The sequence below is a fragment of the Micromonospora sp. CNZ286 genome (genome assembly GCF_014207755.1).
The window spans coordinates 1,456,466-1,471,473 of sequence record NZ_JACHIZ010000001.1; the positions used below are offsets into that span (position 1 = coordinate 1,456,466).

General features: G+C 74.4%; 12 protein-coding genes. 10 read left to right on the forward strand and 2 right to left on the reverse strand.

Translation table 11 applies throughout. The features are described from left to right. Positions 1 to 2 precede the first annotated feature (2 nt). From FHX31_RS06935 to FHX31_RS06950, 4 genes are all read left to right on the forward strand, one after another. Positions 3 to 2,519 carry an FtsK/SpoIIIE domain-containing protein gene (locus tag FHX31_RS06935; RefSeq protein WP_184975526.1) on the forward strand — a complete coding sequence of 839 codons (2,517 nt, stop codon included), beginning with the start codon at positions 3 to 5 and terminating at the stop codon, positions 2,517 to 2,519. After that, on the forward strand, positions 2,516 to 3,295 hold the full coding sequence (locus FHX31_RS06940) for a hypothetical protein (protein ID WP_184975530.1): 780 nt from the start codon (positions 2,516 to 2,518) through the stop codon (positions 3,293 to 3,295). Before FHX31_RS06935 ends, FHX31_RS06940 begins: the two co-directional genes overlap by 4 nt. Positions 3,296 to 3,446: 151 nt before the next feature. Next, positions 3,447 to 3,710 (forward strand): DUF6244 family protein, encoded by a 264-nt coding sequence (locus FHX31_RS06945; protein ID WP_184975533.1) that lies wholly within the window; start codon positions 3,447 to 3,449, stop codon positions 3,708 to 3,710. A 167-nt stretch (positions 3,711 to 3,877) separates the two neighbouring features. Continuing rightward, positions 3,878 to 4,681 (forward strand): lipase family alpha/beta hydrolase, encoded by an 804-nt coding sequence (locus FHX31_RS06950; protein WP_145823146.1) that lies wholly within the window; start codon positions 3,878 to 3,880, stop codon positions 4,679 to 4,681. Positions 4,682 to 4,763: 82 nt separating this feature from the next. On the opposite strand, the gene FHX31_RS06955 is transcribed toward FHX31_RS06950, so the two are convergent. Both FHX31_RS06955 and FHX31_RS06960 read right to left on the reverse strand, forming a co-directional pair. Next, the gene (locus FHX31_RS06955) at positions 4,764 to 6,356 is read right to left on the reverse strand and encodes a GMC family oxidoreductase (protein ID WP_184975535.1); all 1,593 of its coding nucleotides are present in this window, start codon (positions 6,354 to 6,356) and stop codon (positions 4,764 to 4,766) included. Positions 6,357 to 6,446: 90 nt separating this feature from the next. After that, positions 6,447 to 7,313 (reverse strand): aldo/keto reductase, encoded by an 867-nt coding sequence (locus FHX31_RS06960; RefSeq protein ID WP_013475834.1) that lies wholly within the window; start codon positions 7,311 to 7,313, stop codon positions 6,447 to 6,449. 164 nt (positions 7,314 to 7,477) lie between these two features. Between FHX31_RS06960 and FHX31_RS06965 the strand changes: the two genes are divergently transcribed. The 6 genes from FHX31_RS06965 to FHX31_RS06990 all read left to right on the forward strand — a co-directional run bounded on the left by FHX31_RS06965 (position 7,478) and on the right by FHX31_RS06990 (position 14,883). Then, the gene (locus FHX31_RS06965; protein WP_013287532.1) at positions 7,478 to 7,843 is read left to right on the forward strand and encodes a YciI family protein; all 366 of its coding nucleotides are present in this window, start codon (positions 7,478 to 7,480) and stop codon (positions 7,841 to 7,843) included. A 279-nt stretch (positions 7,844 to 8,122) separates the two neighbouring features. Then, positions 8,123 to 9,571, forward strand: a complete 1,449-nt coding sequence (pyk, locus tag FHX31_RS06970; protein WP_013287531.1) for a pyruvate kinase — start codon at positions 8,123 to 8,125, stop codon at positions 9,569 to 9,571. A gap of 11 nt (positions 9,572 to 9,582) precedes the next feature. Next, positions 9,583 to 10,452 carry an acyl-CoA thioesterase gene (locus FHX31_RS06975; protein ID WP_013287530.1) on the forward strand — a complete coding sequence of 290 codons (870 nt, stop codon included), beginning with the start codon at positions 9,583 to 9,585 and terminating at the stop codon, positions 10,450 to 10,452. Positions 10,453 to 10,523: 71 nt separating this feature from the next. Next, entirely contained in the window at positions 10,524 to 10,994 is a 471-nt protein-coding gene (locus FHX31_RS06980; protein WP_013287529.1) for an RrF2 family transcriptional regulator, read from the forward strand. Positions 10,995 to 11,126: 132 nt separating this feature from the next. Then, on the forward strand, positions 11,127 to 12,170 hold the full coding sequence (locus FHX31_RS06985; protein WP_184975538.1) for a sulfite exporter TauE/SafE family protein: 1,044 nt from the start codon (positions 11,127 to 11,129) through the stop codon (positions 12,168 to 12,170). Positions 12,171 to 12,600: 430 nt separating this feature from the next. Next, complete coding sequence (locus tag FHX31_RS06990; RefSeq protein WP_071098370.1) at positions 12,601 to 14,883, forward strand: rhamnogalacturonan lyase family protein; 2,283 nt, start codon at positions 12,601 to 12,603, stop codon at positions 14,881 to 14,883. The last annotated feature ends 125 nt before the right edge of the window (positions 14,884 to 15,008 follow it).

Genomic DNA, 15,008 nt, shown 5'->3' on the forward strand with positions numbered 1-15,008 from the left:
CGGTGGGCAGACTCGCGGCGGCGTACCGGCAGGCGGTCGATCGGCATCGGCAGGCGGTGCGGCACTGGGAGGCGGCCCGGCGGCTGCTGGGCGCCGCGGGCCCGGCGCCGGTGGGCAGCCCGGAGCTGGTGGCGCGGCTGGCCCGCCTCGGCGGTGAGCTGGCCGCCGCGGTGCCCGGCACCGCCCGCGTCGCGACCCACCCCGTTCCGGTACGCCTCGGCGCCGCGACCACTGTCGACGGCGCGTTCCCGGTGCTCGTGCCGGTGGGCGCGGGCGCGCACCTGGCCGTCGACGCGGACGCCCGTGACCCGCGCGTCGGCGAGCTGCTGCGGGCGGTGGTGGTGCGGCTGCTGACCGCCGCTCCGGCCGGCGCGATCCGGGTGGCCGGCATCGACCAGGCCGCCTTCGGCGCGGCGTTCCTGCCGTTGCGCCCGCTCCAGGACGCCGGGGTGCTCGCCGCGGCGGCGACCACCGAGGCGGAGACGACGGCCCTGCTCGACCTGGCCGAGCGGCACGCCCGTACCGCCCAGCGGTCCGCGCCGGAGGACCGCGAGCTGCTGGTGGTGGTCGCCGCGTCCGCGCCACCGCCCCGGGAACTGGCCCGGCTGGCCGCGCTCACCCACGCCGGCCCGGCCGCGGCCGTCTGCGTGCTGCTGGCCGGCCACCCACCGGCCGGGCCGAGCGCGGCTCCGCCGCTGGGCGCCACCACCCAGCTGCGCGTCACCGAGCGGTACACGCTCGTCGGTGATCCGCCGGGGCGTCCGTTCAGCACCGACGGCAGCGGGCTGGCCGCTCCGGTGGTGCTCGACGGCGACCCGTCGCACGCCACTGTCACCGCGCTGGCCCGCCGGTACGCCGAGGCCGCCGATCAGGACGGCGTCACGTTCACCGACCTGCTGCCCGCGCAGCGCTGGGCCGGGTCCGCCGCCTCCGGGCTGCGTACCGTGCTCGGCCGGGCCGGCCGCCGTCCGCTGAGCGTGGCGTTCGACGACGCCACCCCGCACTGGCTGATCGGCGGGCGGACCGGCGCCGGCAAGACGGTGCTGCTGCTCGACGTGCTGTACGGACTGGCCGCCCGCTACTCCCCGGCCGAGCTGCGGCTGATGCTGCTCGACTTCAAGGAGGGCGTCAGCTTCACCGAGTTCGTGCCCACCGACCGTGACCCGTCCTGGCTGCCGCACGCCGACGCGGTCGGCATCGAGTCCGACCGCGAGTACGGCGTGGCCGTGCTGCGCGAGCTGCGCGCCGAACTGGGCCGCCGCGCCGACCTGCTGAAGCGGCACGGCGTCAGCCGCCTGGCCGACCTGCCGCCCAACGCCCGGCCGCCCCGGATCGTCACAGTCGTCGACGAGTTCCACGTGCTGTTCGCCGGCAACGACGCGCTGGCCCGGCAGGCCGTCGACCTGATCGAGGAACTGGCCCGCAAGGGCCGCTCGTACGGCCTGCACCTGGTGCTGGCGAGCCAGAGCACCACCGGCATCGAGGCGCTCTACGGCCGGGCCGAGGCGATCTTCGGGCAGTTCCCGCTGCGGATCGCGCTGCCCGGCGGCGACGCCGTGCTGGATCCGCGCAACGACGCCGCACGCGGGCTCACCGTCGGCACCGCAGTGGTGAACACCGGCGCGGGCGCGCCCGGCTCGGACGCCGAGGTGCGGTTCCCGGACGCGCACGCCGCCTCGGCCGACCTCGCGGCGCTGCGCCACGAGCTGCACGCGGCCCGCCCGGCCGGGTCACGCCCGCCTGCCGTCTTCCGGGGACACGAGACGCCCCGGCTCACCGACGACCCCGCCTGGGCGGCGCTGACGCCGGGCGCCGACCCGCCGTACGCGCTCGTCGGCCGCGTGGTCGACGTCCCCGGCAGCCCGGCCGGGTTCGCGCTCGACGCCAGCCCCGGCCGGCACCTGGCGGTGGTCGGCACCGCCGCGGCCGGCGCGGACGTGCTCCGGTCGGCGACCCTGTCCCTGGCCCGCCAGCACGCCCCCGGCACCGCCCGGTTCCTGTTCGCGCCGCTGGCGCCGGGCACCACCGACGCCGCCGACGACCTGGCCATGACACTGGCCGCCGCCGGGCATCCGGTCCGGCGCCTCGACGCCGGCGCGCTGCGCGCCCAGCTCGCCGAGGCCGCAGCCGGGGACGCCTCGGCGGCCGGGCGCACCTACCTGGTGGTGTTCGGGATGGACGCCGCCGCCACGACGCTCGCCGCCTCCGACCCGGCGACGTTCCGCTCCGGGTACGACGACCTGCGCGCCGTGCTGCGCCAGGGCCCGTCGCGCGGTGTGCACGTGCTCGGCTGGTGGCGCGGGCTGCGCCGGCTCGCCGACGACCTGGGCGGCAGTGGGCACCGCGACGACGTGACCGGCCTGGTCGCGCTGAACGTCCCCGCCGCCGACCTGGGCCTGCACCTCGGCGTGCACGACCTCGCGTACGTCCCGCGCGAGGGACGCGCCCTGCTCGTCGACCGGCACGAGCACCGCACCGCGCTGATCGTGCCGTTCGCCGCCGGGAGTGATGTTCCATGAGTGGATTCGACGAGTACGCGGCGCTGCTGCGGGAGCTGTCCACCCGGCAGCGGGGCGGTGAGCGGGAGATCGCCGCCGAGGCGGAGCGCCGCCGCGGCCTCCAGGCCGCCGTCGACTCGGTCGGGCAGCGGCTCGCCGCCCAGGGGCAGCACCTCGACCGGCTCGGGCAGGCGATCGGCGTGCCGATGACCTCGGTCCCGGCGGAGGAGCCGGCACCGGCGATGGTGGCCGGTGGGGGAGCACCAGGTCCCGTGCCCGGACCGGGGGACGGGGTGACCGGCGGCGTAGCCGACGCGCCGGGGCGGCCGGAGGTCGGGGCGTACCCATCGGGTGGTGTTCCGGCGCCGCGGGCCGGCGACCCGGCGGGGGAGCTGGCGGCGGCGGGGCGGCTCGCCGAGGAGGCCGACGTGTTCGGGCAGCAGGCCGACGCGCTGGCCCGCACGCCGGTGCTGCTGCCCACCTGGTCCGCGCCGGCGCGGGCGGTGGTGGTGTACGCGGGCTGCGCGCTCGCCGGTTCGCTGCTGATGCTGATCGCGATAGTGGGTTCGTCGCTGCCGGCGAGCGGGCTGGACCTGGTGGCGGCGCTGAGCTGCGCGGGCGTGCCGTTGATGTCCTTCGTGGCCGGTCAGGTGGTGCTCGCCCGCTGGGGCCGCCCGGCGGTGGAGGGCGACGCGCCCCCGGCCGGACGGTACGTGCCACTCGGCTTCGTGATCTGCGCGCTGGTCTCCCCGTCCTTCTTCTGCCTCTACCTCCTCCTGTTCCGCCTCCTCCGCTGACCCCGCCCCTACCGCTCCGTCGATCATGGAGTTGTGGCCCCCTGGGTGCGGCATTGGTGGCTTTTGGACGGGCGGAAACTGCAAGATCGCGAAGGTGGGAGGGCGGGGTGGGGAGGTAGGCTCGCGGGGTCGGTGAGCTGGGGGAGGGCGTGTGAGCGCGGCGGACATCATCGCCAGGCTGGCGGCGGCGGCACAGAAGCTGGACGAGGCCAAGGCGCGCACCGCCGCTGCCGCGCAGGACGCGGCCGAGGCGCGGGCGCTGGTGGCGGGCGCGCTGGAGGGGGCCACGGCGGGCCCGCTGATCGGGGTCATCGACTCCTACCGGCAGGCGCTGGCGCAGGCCGCGCAGGGCGGGGAACCGGCCCGGCAGCACGTGCAGGAGACCATCGCGAAGGTGCAGGCGCTGGGCAACTGAGCCCGGTCCGGCATGCCGGTTTGCGCTGAGGGCGCGACAAGGGTTACCGCCGCGTAACTTTTCATTGACGTGTGTGAAATCGGACACGCATCATCGTGACCACGATCGATCGGATCCCACCCGTCCCCCCGGGTCCGCCCGGGTGCCTCCCCCCGGAGGTGCAGCCCATGCTGCTCCGAACGATCCTGGCCGCCACCACCGCCGCCACCGTCCTGCTCGTCCCGGCCGCCGCCCAGGCCGCCGCCCCGGAACCCGCCACCCCGTCGAACACGGCCGCCGTCGCCACCGCCGCGCAACGGGCCGCCGCCGCGGCCGCCGACCCGGTGATCGTGGTCGGTGGCCTGAGTGGAATCTCCATCGCGTACGAGCCGATCGCCGCCCGGCTGCGCGCCGACGGCTACCGGGTCTCTATCTTCCAGTTGCCGAACCTCGGTCTCGGCGACATCCGCGAGTCCGCCCGGGCGTTGTCGTCCTACGTGGATCGGGTCCGCGCCACCACCGGCGCGGCCCGCGTCGACCTGGTCGGCCACTCCGAGGGCGGGCTGGTCAGCCGCTGGTACGTCAAGTACCTCGGCGGCGCGGCCACCGTCGACCAGTACGTCAGCCTGGGCAGCCCGCAGTACGGCACCTACGTCGCGAATCTGGTCGCCGTCCTCGGGCTGGGCAGCTGCGCCGGGGTGATCGCCTGCCAGCAGATGACCATCGGGTCGAGCTTCCTCGCCGACCTCAACGCGGGGGACGACACGCCCGGCCCGGTCCGCTGGGCCACCGTGCGCACCTGGCAGGACGAGCTGGTCCGGCCGGTCGACAACGCCGTGCTCGCCGACGGTGCGACGAACATCCTGGTGCAGGCCTGGTGCCCGCTGCGGGTCGTCGGCCACCTCGGGCTGGTGCTGGACGGCACCACGTACACGGCGGTGCGCCAGGTGCTCGCCGGCGCCCCGGTCCAGCCGAACTGCTTCGCGGTCTGAGCCGCGTGCCCGGACCCGCCGTCGCGCGGGTCCGGGCACGTCCGGCCGGGCCCCGGTGCGGGCGCCGGCCGGGTCCGGGCGGTCAGTCCGCGTCCCGTCCCCTGATCACGTCGGCGGCCCGCCAGGCCAGCGCGGTCACCGGGGCGCTGGTCCAGCCCGCCACCATCACCGGCAGCACCGACGCGTCGACCACCCGCAGCCCGTCCACGCCGCGTACCCGCAACCGCTGGTCGACCACGTGCTCGTCGCCGGTGCCCATCGCGCAGGTGCCGATCGCGTGGTAGCCGCAGTAGCCGCGCGCCACAGCCGCCTCGACGATCTCCGCGTCGGTGGTGGTCGCCGTTCCGGGCACCGTCTCGGCCTGGATGCGCTTCGCGATCGGGCCGGTGCCGAAGAACTCCCGCATCCGGCGGAACAGGTCCACCGCCACCCGCCGGTCGTGCCCGGTGGTGAGGTAGTTCGCCACGATGGCCGGCGGCGTACGCGGGTCCGCGTCCGTGATCGTCAGGCTGCCCTCGCTGTCCGGCCGGGTCACCGTGCCCAGGCACATCACGCCCGGCTCCCGCTCCAGCTCCAGCGCCTTGCCGGGGCGCGGCGGGGCGGCCGAGAACGGCGCCATCAGCAGGTGCGCGTCCGGGCGATCCAGCTCCGGCCGGGACTTGAGGTGGGCCGCCACGTCCAGCACCGGCAGGGCGAGCGGTCCGCCCCGGGTGAGCAGCCAGCGCAGCGTCGCCCGGGCCTGCCCGAGCGGGCTGCCGATGGTCATGTTGTGGCCGCCGGGTTCGGCGAGGCGGTACTGGAGCACGATCGACCGGTGCTCGCGCAGCCCTGCGCCGACCCGGGGCCGGTCGAGCAGCACCGGCACCCCGGCCGCGCGCAGCGTGTCCGCCGGGCCGATGCCGGAGACCTGCAACAGGTGCGGGGTGGCGAGGGCGCCCGCGGCGAGGATCACCTCACCCGCCGCCCGGTACGTGGTCTCCCCGCCGCCGCGCGCCACCCGTACACCTGTGGCGCGGCCACCCTCGACGAGCACCCGCAGGACGACGGCGCCGACCTCGACGGTCAGGTTGGGCCGGCGCCGCACCGGGTGCAGGAACGCGTCCGCGGCACTGACCCGGCGTCCGGCGCGGATCGTGGCGGTGGGGTAGCCGATCCGTTCGTCGTCGTGGGCGTCCAGGTCGTCGGCGCGGCGCCAGCCCAGCTCGGCGCCGGTGGCCACCATCTCCTCGGCGAGCGGGTCGGTGCCGGTGGCGACGGACAGCCGCACCGGACCGCCGGTGCCCCGGTGCGGCGCGGGCCCGAGCGGGTGGTCCTCCAACTGCGGGAACACCCGCCGCATCGCCGACCAGCCCCAGCCCAGCGGTTCGAGGGCGTCCCAGTCCCGGGCCGCGCCGCGGCTCCAGATCATGCCGTTCACCGACGTGGAGCCGCCGATCATCCGTCCGCGCTGCCAGATCTCCTGGCGGCCCGGCCCGGTGGTGGCCGGGTAGTGCCAGGCGGTGCGCCGGTCGTCCATCAGCCGGGAGAACGCCTTCGGCACCCGCACGTACGGGCTGCGGTCCCAGCCGCCCGCCTCCAGCAGCAGCACCCGCGTCCCCGGATCCTCGGTGAGGCGGTTCGCCAGCACGCACCCCGCCGCGCCGGCCCCCACGATGACGTAGTCGAACTCCTCCACAGCGGACCCCCACTCGCGAGAATCCCTCTGACAGTAGTTGCTCGATCACAGTCCGCGAAAGGGGCGGGTGGCGGAGGTGCGGCGGCCGGCTCAGGTTGCCTTGGCCAGCGCCTCGAACTCGTCGTCGGTCAGCTCCACCCCGGCCGCCGCCACGTTCTCCTCCAGGTGCGCCACCGACGACGTACCGGGGATCGGCAGCATCACCGGCGACCGGCGCAGCAGCCAGGCCAGCGCGAGCTGCGCCGGGGTGGCGCCGTGCGAGGTCGAGATCGCGTCGAGCGGGCCGCCGGGCCGGGCCAGGTTGCCGGTGGCGATCGGGAACCACGGGATGAACGCCAGGTCGTGGCGCTCGCAGTGCTCCAGCACGTCCTCCGCGCTGCGGTCGGCCAGGTTGTAGAGGTTCTGCACGGACACGATCGGCGCGATCGCCCGGGCCGCCTCGATCTCCTCGACGCTGACCTGGGACAGCCCGATGTGCCGGATCTTGCCCTCCTGGCGCAGCAGAGCCAGCTCGCCGAGCTGGTCGGCCAGTGGCACCTTCGCGTCGATGCGGTGCAGCTGGTAGAGCGGGATGCAGTCCAGGCCCAGGTGGCGCAGGCTCAGCTCGCACTGCTGGCGCAGGTACTCCGGGCGGCCCACCGGCCGCCAGTCGTCCGGGCCGGAGCGGGTCAGCCCGGCCTTCGTCGCGATGACCAGGTCGTCGGCGTACGGGTGCAGCGCCTCGCGGATCAGCAGCTCGCTGACGAACGGCCCGTACGAGTCGGCGGTGTCGATGAACGTGACGCCCAGCTCGTACGCGCGGCGCAGCACCCGCACCGCCTCGGCCGGGTCCTTCGGGTCGCCCCACACGCCGGGGCCGGTGAGCTGCATCGCCCCGTAGCCGAGGCGGTCGACCGGCAGGTCGCCACCGATCCGGTAGCTGCCCGACGCCTTGGCGGGCTGGGTGCTGGTGGCCATTCGCGGTCCTCCTGTGCTCGTACGTACCTCGCGGGGCGGTGCTGCGCCCCGACCCCTGGACATTCCCCGAATCGTGGCGGCGAAGCACCGGCAGTTGCGGCGAGCGGCCCCGGCACACCGGGCCGCCGTGGGAGGCTGGGCGGGACGGTGGTCAGGAGGTGCGCATGGCCGCGACGCCACGGCTCGACTTCGCGCTGGACACGTACGAGTGCATCGTGCTCTACCCGGGGCCTTCGGGGCGGGCCCTGCCGGACGAGACAGTGCAGCGGTTGCAGGCCGAGCACCTCCAGCACATGCGGGCGCTGCAACGGCGCGGCATCGTGCTCGTGGACGGGTCGGTCGACGGCCCGGCCCGGGAACCCGACCCGCCGATCGGTTTCGGCCTGGCCCGGACCGGCTCGGTGGACGACGTCCGCAGCGTCATGGAGGCCGACCCGGCGGTACAGGCCGGGCTCTACCGGGTCGAGGTGCTCACCTTCCTCTGCCCGGCCGGCTCACTGGAGTTCCCGCTGGTCAAGACGGAGAGCTGAGGCTCCGCGCGAGCCCCTCCGACGGCACCGCCCACTGCCGCGTACCCAGTGCCCGCCCACGGCCGGACGGCCGGGCGCGGCGGCCCCACAGTGCCCCCGGCCGGCCCGTGACGGGGAGCGGTACGATTTCTCACCGCGCGGTCGCCGATGCCCGCCACACGACGTTCCGGTGCGGTACGCCTACCGCCCGCCCACGCGGTTGACGCGCGTCGTTGGACAAATGTTCCGCAGTCCGCAAGGGGTCGGCCGGGAGGCCGATCCGGAGGAGAGACTAGCCTGATGGGCGTGACACGCCGCGCGAAGATCGTCTGCACTCTCGGCCCCGCAACCGCCTCCCCGGAGCGTATCCGCGGGCTCGTAGAAGCCGGCATGAACGTGGCGAGGCTCAACTTCAGCCACGGCAGTCACGCCGACCACGAATCGGTCTACCGGTTGGTCCGGGAGGCCGCCGAGGCGTCCGGGCGCCCGGTCGCGGTGCTCGCCGACCTCCAGGGGCCCAAGATCCGTCTCGGCCGGTTCGCCGACGGCCCGCACGAGTGGCGCACCGGCGACTCCGTCGTGATCACCGGCGACGAGGTGGTGGGCACCAAGGAGCGGGTCTCCTGCACCTACCGCAAGCTGCCGCAGGAGGTGAAGCCGGGCGACCGGCTGCTGATCGACGACGGCCGGGTCGCGGTCGAGGTCAGCGACGTCACCGGCAACGACATCCGGTGCCTGGTCACCGAGGGCGGCCCGGTCTCCAACAACAAGGGCGTCTCGCTGCCGAACGTCGCGGTGAGCGTCCCGGCCCTGTCCGACAAGGACGCCGAGGACCTGCGCTTCGCCCTCGGCCTCGGCGTCGACCTGGTCGCGCTCTCCTTCGTCCGCTCGCCGGAGGACATCAAGCTCGTCCACTCGATCATGGACGAGGAGGGCGTGCGCCGCCCGGTCCTGGCCAAGGTCGAGAAGCCGGAGGCGGTCGACCACCTGGAGGCGATCGTGCTCTCCTTCGACGGGGTCATGGTCGCCCGCGGCGACCTCGGCGTCGAACTGCCGCTGGACCAGGTGCCGCTGGTGCAGAAGCGTGCCGTGCAGCTGTGCCGGGAGAACGCCAAGCCGGTCATCGTGGCCACCCAGATGCTCGACTCGATGATCGAGAACTCCCGCCCGACCCGCGCCGAGGCCTCCGACGTGGCCAACGCGGTGCTCGACGGCGCGGACGCGGTGATGCTCTCCGGCGAGACGAGTGTCGGCAAGTACCCGGTGCTCACCGTCAGCACCATGGCGAAGATCATCACCACCACCGAGGCCGGCTCGATCGCCGTCCCCCGGTTGCAGCACGACCCGCGTACGCACGGCGGCGCGCTCACAGTCGCCGCCTCGTCGATCGCCCGGGCCATCGGCGCCAAGGCCATGGTCGCGTTCTCGCAGACCGGTGACACCGTCAAGCGGCTGGCCCGGCTGCACTGCGACCTGCCGCTGCTGGCGTTCACGCCGGTGCCGGAGGTGCGCAACCAGCTCGCGCTCTCCTGGGGCGTGGAGACGTTCCTGATGCCGTTCGTCGAGCACACCGACGACATGTTCCGCCAGGTCGACCAGGCGCTGCTCGGCCTCAACCGGGCCAACCCGGGCGACTACGTGGTGATCGTGGCGGGCAGCCCGCCCGGCACCCCCGGCTCCACCAACACGCTGCGCGTGCACCAGCTCGGTTCGCTGGTCGACGCTGCCTCGGCCCGGGCGCTCCAGTGAGTGGTGGCGCAGTGGCGACCGGGCAGGCGGCGGTCGACCAGCTGCTGGAGGTGCTCGACCTCGCCCGTACCGGGGAGATGACCTTCCGGGGGATGAGCCCGCAGGTGGGTCCGCAGCGGGTCTACGGCGGGCAGGTCGCCGGCCAGGCCCTGGTCGCAGCAGGCCGCACAGTCGACGCGGAGCGGGCCGTGCACTCCCTGCACGGCTACTTCGTGCGCCCCGGCGACCCGGCCGAGCCGATCGAGTACCAGGTGGAGAACGTCCGTGACGGCCGCTCCTTCTCGGTGCGTCGCTCGGTGGCGTTGCAGCACGACAAGCCGATCTTCTTCATGTCGGCGTCGTTCCAGCGGCAGGAGGAAGGGCTGGACCACCACGCCCCGCTCCCGCCGGACGTACCCGGCCCGGACGACGTGCCGACCATGACCGACCGGCTCTCCCGCTACCCGGAGCGCCTCGGCATCTGGGGGATGATCCCGCGCCCGATCGACGTGCGCTACGTCGGCGAGCCCGGCTGGGTCCGCCCCGGCGACCGCCCGGCCGAACCGCACCAGCGGGTGTGGATGCGCCTGGACGGCAAGCTGCCGGACGATCCGCTGCTGCACGCGTGCGCCCTCACGTACGCCTCCGACCTGACCCTGCTGGACTCGGTGCTGTCGGTGCACGGCGAGGTGTGGGGCCCGGGCGGTGTGGTCGGCGCGAGCCTCGACCACGCGCTGTGGTTCCACAGGTCGTTCCGCGCCGACGAGTGGTTCCTGTACGACTGCTGGAGCCCGTCCGCATCGGGCGCCCGCGGCCTGGCCACGGGCCGGATGTTCACCACCGACGGCCGGCACATCGCCAGCGCCGTCCAGGAGGGGCTGCTGCGGCGCGTCGGCGGCTGAGAGCCCGATCGGTGATCGTCCGGGTGCGGGTCGGGGGGCCGGCCCGCACCGCAGCGGACTAACCTGGCCGTATGCGTCTCTCCGCCCGGGTCGACTATGCCCTCCGCGCGGCCGCTGAGCTGGCCTCGGTCGCGGTCGGGGGGACCACTGGGCGGAGCCGGCCGGTGACCGCCGAGCAGATCGCCCGCGCGCAGGACATCCCGCCGAAGTTCCTGGAGAGCATCCTGCTGCAACTGCGCCGGGGCGGCATCGTGCACGCCCAGCGTGGCCCCGAGGGCGGCTACTGGCTGGCCCGGCCGGCCGGGGAGATCTCCCTGGCCGAGGTGATCCGCGTCATCGACGGTCCGCTCGCGCACGTACGCGGGCAGCGCCCGGAACAGCTCGGCTACCAGGGTGCGGCCCGCGCGTTGCAGGACGTCTGGATCGCGTTGCGGGCCAGCGAGCGGGAGATCCTCGAGCTGGTCACCATCGCCGACGTGGCCGCCGGCGCGCTGCCCGGCCGGGTCAACGAGCTGGCCGCCGACCCGCGCGCCTGGAGCTGACGCCGGCTTCCGCACACCCCGGCACACCGTCCGGCGTCTCCTACCAACCGGATGGGGGACTTGACCCGGGGCGCCTCCGTGCCGCATTGTCGACCAAGTTGATAGGAGATACCGAAAAGTCAGGGGGCGCTCGTGCGCAAGCTGCTGGTCCTCGCCCTCGTCGGGCTCGCCGCGCAACTCGTCGACGGCGCGCTCGGCATGGCGTACGGGCTGACCTCCTCGACGCTTCTCCTGTTCGCCGGTGTGGCACCGGCCGCGGCGTCCGCCTCGGTGCACCTGGCCGAGATCGGCACCACGCTCGCCGCGGGCGTCTCGCACTGGCGTTTCGGTAACGTCGATTGGCGGGTGGTCGGCCGCATCGCGCTGCCCGGCGCGATCGGCGCGTTCGCCGGGGCGACGTTCCTCAGCTCCATCTCCACCGAGGCCGCGGCACCGTGGATGGCCGCCATCCTGTTCACGCTCGGCGCGTACCTGCTGGTGCGGTTCTCCCGGCCGCTGCGCGCCAACCGCGCGGCCGGCCGGCTGCGCAGCCGCTTCCTCGCCCCGCTCGGCCTGGTCGCCGGCTTCGTCGACGCCACCGGCGGCGGTGGCTGGGGGCCGGTCGCCACCCCGGCGCTGCTCGTCTCCGGCCGGATGGAACCCCGCAAGGTCATCGGCTCGGTGGACACCTCCGAGTTCGTGGTGGCCGGCGCGGCCAGCATCGGCTTCCTCATCGGCCTGGGCTCCGAGGGTTTCCTGCTGCCCACTGTGGCCGCTCTCCTGGTCGGCGGCCTGATCGCCGCGCCGATCGCGGCCTGGCTGGTCCGCATCGTCCCCGCCCAGCTGCTCGGCGCCGTGATCGGCGGCGTGATCGTGCTGACGAACGCCCGCACGCTGTTGAGCGCCGGCGGCGTGGGCGGCTCGGTGCCGGTGGTGGTGTACGTGCTGCTCGGCGTCGCGTGGCTGGTCGCCGTCGGGCTGGCGGTGCGCGCCCTGCGCCGTACCCGCCGGGCACGCGCCACAGTCGAGGCGGCCCTCGCCGAGGGCCCTGCTCCGGCAGGAGAGTCTGCCGCGTCGGCGGAGCCGGCGGAGTTCGCCAAGCCGGGTGAGTCCGCCGCGCCGGCGGAGCCCGCGGCGTCGGGGGAGTCCGCCGAGGCCGCGGAGTCGCGGAAGCTCGCCGCCGCCGTCGAAGGCTGAGCCTCTGGGCCTTCCCGGGGCGCGCCCGCACCCGCGAGGGGTGTTCCTCGGCGTGTCGCCCTCCGGAGACACAAGCACTCCAACCGATATGCCTCTCGGTCATAAATATGACCGAGAGGCATATCGGTTGTCGGCTGTCCCTTCTCGCCGCCCGCCGCGACTCTGCCGTGCCGCCGACCCGCCGTGCCGCCGACCTGCCGTGCCGCCGCGCCGGCCGCCACCGCGACGGGACGGGGTGAAGGGCGCGTGCGGCGTGCCCGGTGAGGCCGGCGCTTGTGGGCGTGTCCAGCGGTGACCTAGGCTGACGGAGCGCGGAGCCGAATCATGGACGTCGATGTGTTGACGTCGCTCGTCGCGTCAGGGCACGAATTCGCCGGTCCGGGCAGGCCGGCGCTCGCCCCGTGCCTGACCTCCGCGAAAGGCATTCCCCGTGCACCTCACCACCCCACGCCGCCGGATCGCGCTGCTCGCCGCGGCTTCGGCGGTCACCCTGTCGGCCGGCGCGCTCACCACGATGACCGCCGCGGCGGCTGCCGCCGCCTGCCGGGTCGACTACCGGATCACCAACCAGTGGAGCGGCGGCTTCGGCGCCGACGTGACAGTGACGAACCTCGGCGACCCGGTCAACGGCTGGACCCTCGGCTGGAGTTTCGCCGCCGGCCAGCAGGTCGTCCAGGCGTGGAACGCGACTGTCAGCCAGTCCGGCGCCCAGGTCAGCGCCCGCGACGCCGGCTACAACGCGGCCATCGGCACCGGCGGCACCGCGAACTTCGGCTTCAACGGTTCGTGGAACAACGCGTCGAACCCGGTTCCGGCCGCGTTCACGCTCAACGGCACCGCCTGCACCGGCGCGCCGTCCACCAGCGCGCCACCGTCGACGCCACCACCGAGCACGCCCGCGCCCACCACGCCTCCGCCGTCCACACCCCCGCCCACCACCCCGCCACCGACCACCCCGCCGGCCGGCGCGAAGCAGATGGAGGACCTCGACCGGGGCCTGATCAGCGTCCGCTCCGGCAGCGGGAACCTGGTCTCCTGGCGGCTGCTCGGCACCGAGACGACGGGGGTCTCGTTCAACCTCTACCGGGGTGGCACCAAGGTCAACGGCAGTCCGATCACCGGCGCCACCACGTACCTGGACAGCGGCGCGGCGGCCGGATCGGCGTACACCGTGCGGGCCGTGGTGAACGGCGCCGAGCAGGCGGCGTCCGCCCCGGCGCTCCAGTTCGCCAACGGTTACCTGGACGTGCCGATCCAGCCGCCGCCCGGCGGCACCACCCCGTCCGGGGAGGGGTACAGCTACGCGGCGAACGACGCGAGCGTCGGTGACCTCGACGGCGACGGCCGCTACGAGTTCGTGCTCAAGTGGGATCCGTCGAACGCCAAGGACAACTCGCAGTCCGGCTACACCGGCAACGTCTACGTCGACGCGTACACGCTCACCGGCACCCGGCTGTGGCGCATCGACCTCGGCCGCAACATCCGCGCCGGCGCCCACTACACCCAGTTCCAGGTGTACGACTACGACGGCGACGGGGACGCCGAGGTGGCCGTGAAGACCGCCGACGGCACCCGCTCCGGCACCGGCCAGGTGATCGGCAACGGCTCGGCCGACCACCGCAACTCCAGCGGCTACGTGCTCGCCGGACCGGAGTACCTGACCATGTTCGACGGCCGCACCGGCGCGGCGCTGTCCACCGTCGACTACGACCCGCCGCGCGGCACCGTCTCGTCCTGGGGCGACTCGTACGGCAACCGGGTCGACCGGTTCCTCGCCGGCACCGCGTACCTGGACGGGCAGCGCCCCTCGCTGATCATGGCGCGCGGCTACTACACCAGGGCCGTCGTCGCGGCCTGGGACTTCCGCGACGGCACGCTGCGCAAGCGCTGGACGTTCGACTCGAACGCCTCCGGCAACGGCGCCGCCGCCGGCCAGGGCAACCACCAGCTCTCCGTGGCCGACGTGGACAACGACGGCCGCCAGGAGATCGTGTACGGCGCCGCCACCATCGACGACAACGGCCGGCTGCTGTACTCCACCGGCAACGGCCACGGCGACGCCCTGCACGTCGGCGACCTCGACCCCTCCCGCGCGGGCCTGGAGGTGTTCAAGGTCGACGAGGACGGCAGCAAGCCCAGCTCCTGGATGGCCGACGCGCGTACCGGGCAGATCATCTGGCAGACGGCGCCGAGCGGCGACAACGGCCGCGGCGTCTCCGGCGACGTCTGGGCGGGCAGCCCGGGTGCCGAGTCCTGGTCGTCGGCTGTCGACGGGCTGCTGAACACCCGGGGCCAGAACGTCGGGCGCAAACCGTCGTCGGCGAACTTCCTGATCTGGTGGGACGGCGACCCGGTCCGGGAGCTGCTCGACGCCACGAAGATCGACAAGTACGGCACCGGCGGCGACACCCGGCTGCTCACCGGCAGCGGCGTCGCCTCGAACAACGGCACCAAGTCCACCCCGGCGCTCTCGGCGGACCTGCTCGGCGACTGGCGCGAGGAGGTCGTCTGGCGCACCTCCGACAGCACCGCGCTACGGATCTACAGCACGCCTGTGACCACCGGGCTGCGCCTGCCGACGCTGATGCACGACCCGCAGTACCGGGTGGCGGTGGCCTGGCAGAACACCGCCTACAACCAGCCGCCGCACCCCGGCTACTTCCTGGGCGACGGCATGAGCACCCCGCCCGCGCCGAACATCTACCTGCGCTGAAACGGCAGGCACCGGGTCGCCGGCCGCGGAATCCGCTCCGCCGGCGACCCGGTGCACCACACCGCAGCATTCCCGACCCGTCCCGACCGGGAATGCCGTACCACCACCGGGGACAAAGTTATGCG

Coding starts and splice junctions, on each gene's coding strand:
- FHX31_RS06940 (WP_184975530.1), top strand. CDS start 2,516: ATGAGTGGATTCGACGAGTACGCGGCGCTGCTGCGGGAGCTGTCCACC.
- FHX31_RS06950 (WP_145823146.1), top strand. CDS start 3,878: ATGCTGCTCCGAACGATCCTGGCCGCCACCACCGCCGCCACCGTCCTG.
- FHX31_RS06960 (WP_013475834.1), bottom strand. CDS start 7,313: ATGGCCACCAGCACCCAGCCCGCCAAGGCGTCGGGCAGCTACCGGATC.
- FHX31_RS06965 (WP_013287532.1), top strand. CDS start 7,478: ATGGCCGCGACGCCACGGCTCGACTTCGCGCTGGACACGTACGAGTGC.
- pyk (WP_013287531.1), top strand. CDS start 8,123: ATGGGCGTGACACGCCGCGCGAAGATCGTCTGCACTCTCGGCCCCGCA.
- FHX31_RS06980 (WP_013287529.1), top strand. CDS start 10,524: ATGCGTCTCTCCGCCCGGGTCGACTATGCCCTCCGCGCGGCCGCTGAG.